This is a genomic window from Phyllobacterium sp. SL163, from assembly GCF_049896885.1.
Classification (GTDB): Bacteria; Pseudomonadota; Alphaproteobacteria; order Rhizobiales; family Rhizobiaceae; genus Phyllobacterium; species Phyllobacterium calauticae.
In genome coordinates, this window is the sequence record NZ_JAFCVE010000007.1 from 360,882 (window position 1) to 367,556 (window position 6,675).

Here is a 6,675-nt window from a genome sequence, read left to right on the forward strand (position 1 = left end):
TTTTCCCGGAGAAGTGAACTATGACGGCCCGCATACTTGTCGTAGATGATGTTCCTGCCAACGTGAAGCTTCTGGAAGCGCGGTTGAGCGCCGAATATTATGAAGTCGTCACGGCGTCGAACGGCTATGAAGCGCTGGAGTTCTGCGAAAACAACAGCGTCGATGTCATCCTTCTCGATGTCATGATGCCGGGCATGGACGGGTTCGAGGTCTGCCGCCGGTTGAAATCGCAGCCCGCCACCGCGCATATCCCGGTCATTCTGGTGACAGCGCTCGATCAGGATATGGACCGGATCACCGGCTTGAATTTCGGCGCGGATGATTTTCTCACCAAGCCGGTCAACGACCTGCAATTGCTTGCCCGGGTGAAAAGCCTGGTGCGGCTGAAGAACCTCACCGACGAATTGCGGCTGCGGGTGGCAACGACCCGCGATGTCGGCCTCGAATCCATCCTGCGCTTTCCCAGCGGTGTCGAAGCCATAGCCCGGGATGCCAAGGTGCTGCTCATCGACGAGCGGCCCGGCAGCGTCGAACGAATCAGAACGATTCTGGCCGAGGAATGCACCGTCGACGTGCAGACCGATCCGCAGACGGGTTTTTTCGATGCCATTCAGGGCAATCACGACTGCCTGATCATCGCATCGAGCTTTGCCGATTACGATCCGCTGCGCATTTGCGCGCAGTTGCGCTCGCTCGACAACACTCGGTCGATGCCGATCATAGTCGTCGCGGATCAGGGCGAGGAACCGAAGGTCCGCCGCGCGCTGGAGCTTGGCGTCAACGATTATGTGGTGCGGCCGCTCAATTCCAATGAATTGCTGGCGCGCCTGCGCACGCAGCTGCGCCGCAAGGCCTATCATGACGGCCTGCGCGCCAGTGTCGTCAAGACCTACGAGATGGCCGTCACCGACAGCCTGACGGGCCTGCACAACCGGCTCTATCTGGAAACGCACCTGGCCACCCTGTTCAAGCGCGCCGTCGACCGCCGCCGTCCGCTGTCGATCCTGATGACGGACATCGACCGCTTCAAGCTGATCAACGACACCTATGGCCATGATGGCGGGGATGAGGTGCTGCGCGAATTTGCGCAGCGCCTGCGCCGCAACGTGCGCGGCAGCGACCTCGCCAGCCGCTATGGCGGGGAAGAGTTCTTCATCGTCATGCCCGATACGGATCTGACGATGGCGGCCATTGTCGCCGAGCGCATCCGGCGTGAAGTGGCCTCGACGCCGTTTTTCGTCGATGACGGCGCCACCGGCGTGCCGGTGACCATCAGCATCGGCATTGCCAGCGTGCAGTCGAAGGATGACAGCGTGCAGAACATGCTCAAGCGCGCGGACGAGGCGCTGTATGGCGCCAAAGCGTCGGGCCGCAACAAGGTTGTCTCCGAGGCGGCGTGAGGCTGCCCGAATCGGACTGCCAATCCCCGGAAACAAAAATGCCGCCCGAAGGCGGCATTTTGAACATGCGGGAAAATCCAGGATTACTTGATCTTGGTTTCCTTGAATTCAACGTGCTTGCGTACGACCGGGTCGTACTTGCGGAAAGAGAACTTCTCTGTCTTCGTACGGCTGTTCTTGCTCGTCACGTAGAAGAAACCGGTGTCAGCGGTCGACAGAAGCTTGATCTTGATATTTGCAGCCTTAGCCATTTTCAGTTTACCTGTCTTTATTAGAAGAGGACCGCCGTTCAGTCCAACAACGTGGCTATAAGCGGAAATTCAGGCGGACATGTACCAACACTCGGCAAAAAGTCAAGGGTGGAGGCACTATAATCTAGCATTGTACAGTGCTCCCGGCGGTGCTCACACCAATCGGCCTCCGCATTGTCATTCGAGCTCAACCCGTGTCTTGAACATCAGCGTGATGCGCATGGTGGGGCAAACGCGGGAGACGCCGCGGGCAACGTGATGAACAAAGCCCGGAAAAAGCAAAAGCCTGTTGGGTTTTGGATAGATGGCCGCAAGAATATCGTCCTTGTCCTGATTGAATAGAATCGTTTCACCACCCCAGTCCGAATTCCAGACTTCGTGTGGATAGTAGACCGCCGTACAGGCTCCGGGTTCCAGTGAATCCGTGTGGGTTGCACCGTCGCTGCCATAGGGAAGGCCATTGGCATAACAACGCTGGAGAATATGTCCTTTCAGTGCGGTTCGAGCAAGCTTTTCCCAGAACACGTGAAGGAGGGGAGTTTTGGCGGCAAGTTCAGCTTCGCAAGCGTTGTTCGATCCCTTTTGCCGAGCGTTTTGTTCAATTGTATCGCCGAGTGCTCCGGCAAAATGCTTGTGCCAGAAGGATTGCGCGCCTTCACCGCTATGGGATCGCCATCCATACCCCCATCCTCCGGTTGAAAGAAACCTGTAGATGGCTTGCTGCTCCTGAGCATTCAAGATGTTTTCAACCACAGTAATTCCTTGCCATGGTTGAATATCCCCCTGTCGCGATTGTGATGTCATTGGATTTACCCTCAAAACCTCACCGTCAGATCGGCTTTGACTGAGTTGTCGTTGACGCCGGAGGAGAACTGTCCGGTATAGGTGAGGCCGAGCGTGGTGGCTCTGCCGATATCGAAGGCGAGGCCGGCTTCGACCAGTGCGGTGTCCTGCGCAATCGGCAGGCCGCTGACGTCGAAGCTGTCGCCGCCGCTGGCAAAGGCGAACTGCGCCTGCGGTGTCACATCGCCATAGGCATGCCGCCAGCCGGCCATGCCGCGCGCCGTCAGCGTCGTGGCATGGCCGAGGGTGAAGGTGCGCGAGGCCCTGAGCCCGAGTGTCGTCGTCGTCAGGTCCGTGCTGGATGACGGTGCCGACAGGGCGGCAATGCCGCCGGTTTCGGTAAAGCCCGATGTCTTCAGGCGGGTATAGGCCGCCGCGGCAAAGGGTTCGAGCGCCGCATAGGGCGTCTCGATGCGGTAGGCGGCCTCGCCGAAGAGCTGCACCGTGTTGGCGCTGTAGCCGGCGGTGTCTGTCTCCTCCAGCGAGCCGAACGAGACCGTGCGGCGGCTATCGATCTCATGATGCGCCAGCACCGTGCCGAGGCTCAACGTCAGCGCATCGATCCTGGTGCCGCCATAGATGCCGAGCTGATAGCTGTCGGCGGAGACGGAGGAACCGGCCCCATGCAGCGAGGTCGAGCCATAACCGGCCAGCAGGCCGAAACGCCATGTCCCGGCAATCCCCCCATCCATGCCGGTGACGATGCCGCCGGTGCTTCTGCTATAGGCGGCGGCATTGCCATCGCTCGAACCATGGCTCCAGCCGCCATAGGCCTGTCCCCACACAGCGGTGGTTGCAGCGGCTGGTGCAGGCGTTGCCGCATCAAACGCCTGATCGGCACTCCGCTTGTCCTTCGCCTCCGGACCATAGGCGAGCGGCGTTGTATCAGGCGCGGCTTTGGCGCCGACACCGTCAAAGGCGGCGCGGATCCGCTCATTGGCAGCGCCGCTGACCAGCCCCGCATCCTGCAACAGCGTGCCGCGCAGTGAGGCATGCGCCTCGCCGGACAGGGCGTTGAAACCGGCGGGCAGATCCTGCGTCACGGTTGAGACAGCCACCGTATCATAGAGCAGATTGCCGCGGCCAAGGCTTTCAATCCCGGACGCCGCTGCCTTCTGGTTCCTTGTCTCGCCGACATCGGCAAAGGCAACAGTGTTGCGCGCAAGGCTGACGGTGACATCATTGGCTGCATAGGCGAGTGCGGCGCCGATGAAGTAATAGTGCGGCAGGGCCGTATCGAAGGTTCCGCTCACACCACCCGCAGCCGTCAGCATCGTGTAGGTCTTACCCAGCAGCGCCAGCGTTTCGGCTGGAGACAACGATGCCTTGCCATCTTCTGTCGTCACCGTGACCACGCCGCCGAGCAGCGTTGCCTTGCCGGCCACCTCCAGCCGGTCGCTGCGCCCGTCGGCAGCCACCTGAATGACCAGGCCGGCATCTTTGTCGAAGCTGGCATCGGTTGCCACACGCAGCGTGCCGATCGAATTGCCCGGCGAAACCAGACCGCCGCCATGCACGGCCAGACGCTGGACTGTGCCGATGCCGCCGAGCACGCCGTTGGCATTGACCGCCGCTGCGCCGCTGCGGCCATCGACGGAAGCAAAGCCGCCGTTCAAGGCGAGATCGCCGGTCACACCCGTTGTATTGACCTTCACCTGCCCGCCCGCATTGGCCGTTACCGCAGCCGCCGTGCCATCGACGGTCAAAAGCCCCGTATCATTGATGAGCGATGCCGAAATGATCGAACCGCCAAGCCCGATGCCAAGCTCGCCGCCATTGATCAAAGTATCGCCGCGATAGGTGTTCTTGCCAGCGAGCCACAGCGAGCCGGGGCCGGATTTCGTCAGCCCCGCATCATAGGATTTCGGATCGGCAAGCTTGCCGGAGAGATAGGCCGTGCGGGATTCGGTGAATTGATATTCCGTTTCCAGCGCGGCGGTCTGTTCAGTCAGCATTGTCTGCTTCAGCACCGCGAGAGGATCTTCCTTTCGACCGGCCTTGTAGGCTGCAAAATCTGCGCTGGGGTCTTTGCCGTAGGTCACGACTGCTTTCGGATAGGCTTTTGTGAAGTCTGCAAGCAGGGCCGATGCAAGGGGATCACCTGCGATTTTTCTGTTGGCATTCGTTACAGGTCTAGCAGTTCCGGTCTTGTTGGCTGCCACGGCTTTAAAGAGATCAGCCAACAGGCCCTCGGCGGCCCTTTCCTTGGCCGATATTTCCGGGTTAACCAACTGTTTCTGAGCCTCCAGCCGTGCCGTTGGATCGCGAACCAGACCGGTGGATGCTTTTTTCTTCACCCACGCCGTCACTTCTTCCACTTCTTCCCGCTTGCGCTGATCCAGCGCCGCCTGCGAGATGTCGTTGCTCCAGGTGTCCTTCACACCGGCACCCAGATTGGCTTCAAACCTGCCAAGAAACTGACCGGGGCCTTCCATGGCTTTCTTAAGATCGATTAGGCCCCAGCCGAATTCTCGATCTATCCCAACCTCGCCGAGGCCATGAGAGGTTGTTAAGAGTATATCGCGTGCCTGCTGATTGGTGAGGTACGGAAAGCGCTCCATGATGAGTGCCAATGCCGCTGAAGCATGCGGCGTAGCCCCGGATGTTCCATTAAACTTTTTATAATCGAATGCGAGATGCTGATTGTCAGGGCCTGACACCGAAGTTGAGAATGAATATTGTCCCGGCGCCGCAACGCACCACCATTTAGCGATCCCACATCGATTTGAATAATCATCTAGTTTTCGATCAGTATAGTCGAATTTCTGATGCAAATTGCTGTTGTACTCATTCTCAATATTTAGGGCAGCAACAGCTATTGTCAGAGTTTCGAGTGCCGGCTCAAAATATGGCAGGGCAGCCATGAGGTCGGGATTCTCAGAATAATAGTTTCCATTAGCGATAACAGAAGTAATTCCATGCTGTGCAGCCTCGCGTATTCCTTCAAGGGCTCCGTGCTGCCGTAGATCGCTGTTGGTGTATTGCTTGCGCAAGTAATCGAGGGTAATTTGATAATTATCACCAGCCTCTATCTCATAATTTATGATTCTGACATTGCTTTGTATGAGGGCTTTATAGGCTAAGTGGGCGCCTGAGCTGTTCAAGTCTGCGATCCCTCCTTTATCAGCACCAAGATTCGGAAAGTCTGTCGCGTAAAGCTGCGCATTGTAAGCTATGCCGTGCATGCCTTCACCATTACGCGCAGCAACAAGAATGCCTCCCACGGCGGTTCCGTGTGATTCTACCCCGTTCTTTTTTAGGGACCACCACGGCGGGCTGCTCGGTAATCCTCCATCCGTGTGGAGCGTGCGGTTATCGGTTTGACAACGTGAAGCAATGCCCTTGGCGCAGTTGATGTCTGGATGACCTAGCGATCCGGAGTTCGCAGGTATATCAAGAGGGATTCCAACGTGTCCGCGACCAATAAATTCTGAATGCTGCAAGGCAGTGCCGGTATCCACGTTGCCTATTTTCACCCCTTGGCCGGTGATGCCAAGAGCGTAAGCATATTGCGCATTCAGTGCTGCAATACCTGGATTTTTCCAGAACTCAGAAGATTCCCAAGAACTAGCATCGTTTTCCCAATTCTTGATTAAAAATTTCCAGCTTTGACCCGAGTTTAACTCTCTTCTCAAATCAATGGATTCTCCCAGCTCTTGATAGATTGATGGATTAGGAGCGGTCTGTGCCCATATGATCGAAGAGTGTAACACACAGAAATAAATCCCGCTGAACTGCAAAACTCGGAGCGGATGCAGATAATGGGGTCGAGAACGGGCAATTTTTAATATAATTTCTATTTGAAAATACATGAGATATCCGGACAAGCTATTTGAGGAGCGGGAGATGAACAGCTATCGCCCTGTCTCTCAATTGTTAACATTCAGATATTTACTCAGATGGTCGTTGGTGCCGTTGTCCTTCCAGCCCTTGACGCGGTTGGACACGAGCCAGAGCTGCCCGAAATTCATCATCGGCGCGACGGGCTGTTCCTGCAGGACCAGTGTTTCGGCTTCATGCAGGATCTTGGCGCGGGCCGCGGGGTCTTTTTCGTCGTAGGACTTCTTGACCAGGGCATCGAAGTCCGGATTGTTCCAGCGACCATAATTGAAGGTGGTGTTAGTGCTCAGATTGATCACCATGAAGTTCTCGGCATCGGCATAATCCGCGGTCCAGCCGGC

Annotated in this window: 4 protein-coding genes and 2 pseudogenes; 1 reads left to right on the plus strand and 5 read right to left on the minus strand. The window is 57.2% G+C overall.

Going from position 1 to position 6,675, the window contains the following annotated elements:
• Nucleotides 1–20: 20 nt before the first annotated feature.
• Nucleotides 21–1,400: a PleD family two-component system response regulator gene (locus tag ACP7B1_RS17895; RefSeq protein WP_346306752.1), complete on the plus strand. Its 1,380-nt coding sequence runs from the start codon at nucleotides 21–23 to the stop codon at nucleotides 1,398–1,400.
• 83 nt (nucleotides 1,401–1,483) lie between these two features.
• Here ACP7B1_RS17895 and rpmG read toward each other — a convergent pair whose 3' ends face one another.
• The 5 genes and pseudogenes from rpmG to ACP7B1_RS17920 all read right to left on the minus strand — a co-directional run.
• Nucleotides 1,484–1,651 (minus strand): 50S ribosomal protein L33, encoded by a 168-nt coding sequence (gene rpmG, locus ACP7B1_RS17900; protein ID WP_105735448.1) that lies wholly within the window; start codon nucleotides 1,649–1,651, stop codon nucleotides 1,484–1,486.
• A gap of 177 nt (nucleotides 1,652–1,828) precedes the next feature.
• The gene (locus ACP7B1_RS17905) at nucleotides 1,829–2,455 is read right to left on the minus strand and encodes a 2OG-Fe(II) oxygenase (RefSeq protein ID WP_426137163.1); all 627 of its coding nucleotides are present in this window, start codon (nucleotides 2,453–2,455) and stop codon (nucleotides 1,829–1,831) included.
• A gap of 11 nt (nucleotides 2,456–2,466) precedes the next feature.
• On the minus strand, nucleotides 2,467–4,929 hold the full coding sequence (locus tag ACP7B1_RS17910) for an autotransporter outer membrane beta-barrel domain-containing protein (protein WP_426137168.1): 2,463 nt from the start codon (nucleotides 4,927–4,929) through the stop codon (nucleotides 2,467–2,469).
• A 33-nt stretch (nucleotides 4,930–4,962) separates the two neighbouring features.
• Nucleotides 4,963–6,306: pseudogene (locus ACP7B1_RS17915) on the minus strand (S8 family peptidase); the annotation flags it as partial.
• A gap of 57 nt (nucleotides 6,307–6,363) precedes the next feature.
• Nucleotides 6,364–6,675: pseudogene (locus ACP7B1_RS17920) on the minus strand (peptide ABC transporter substrate-binding protein); the annotation flags it as partial.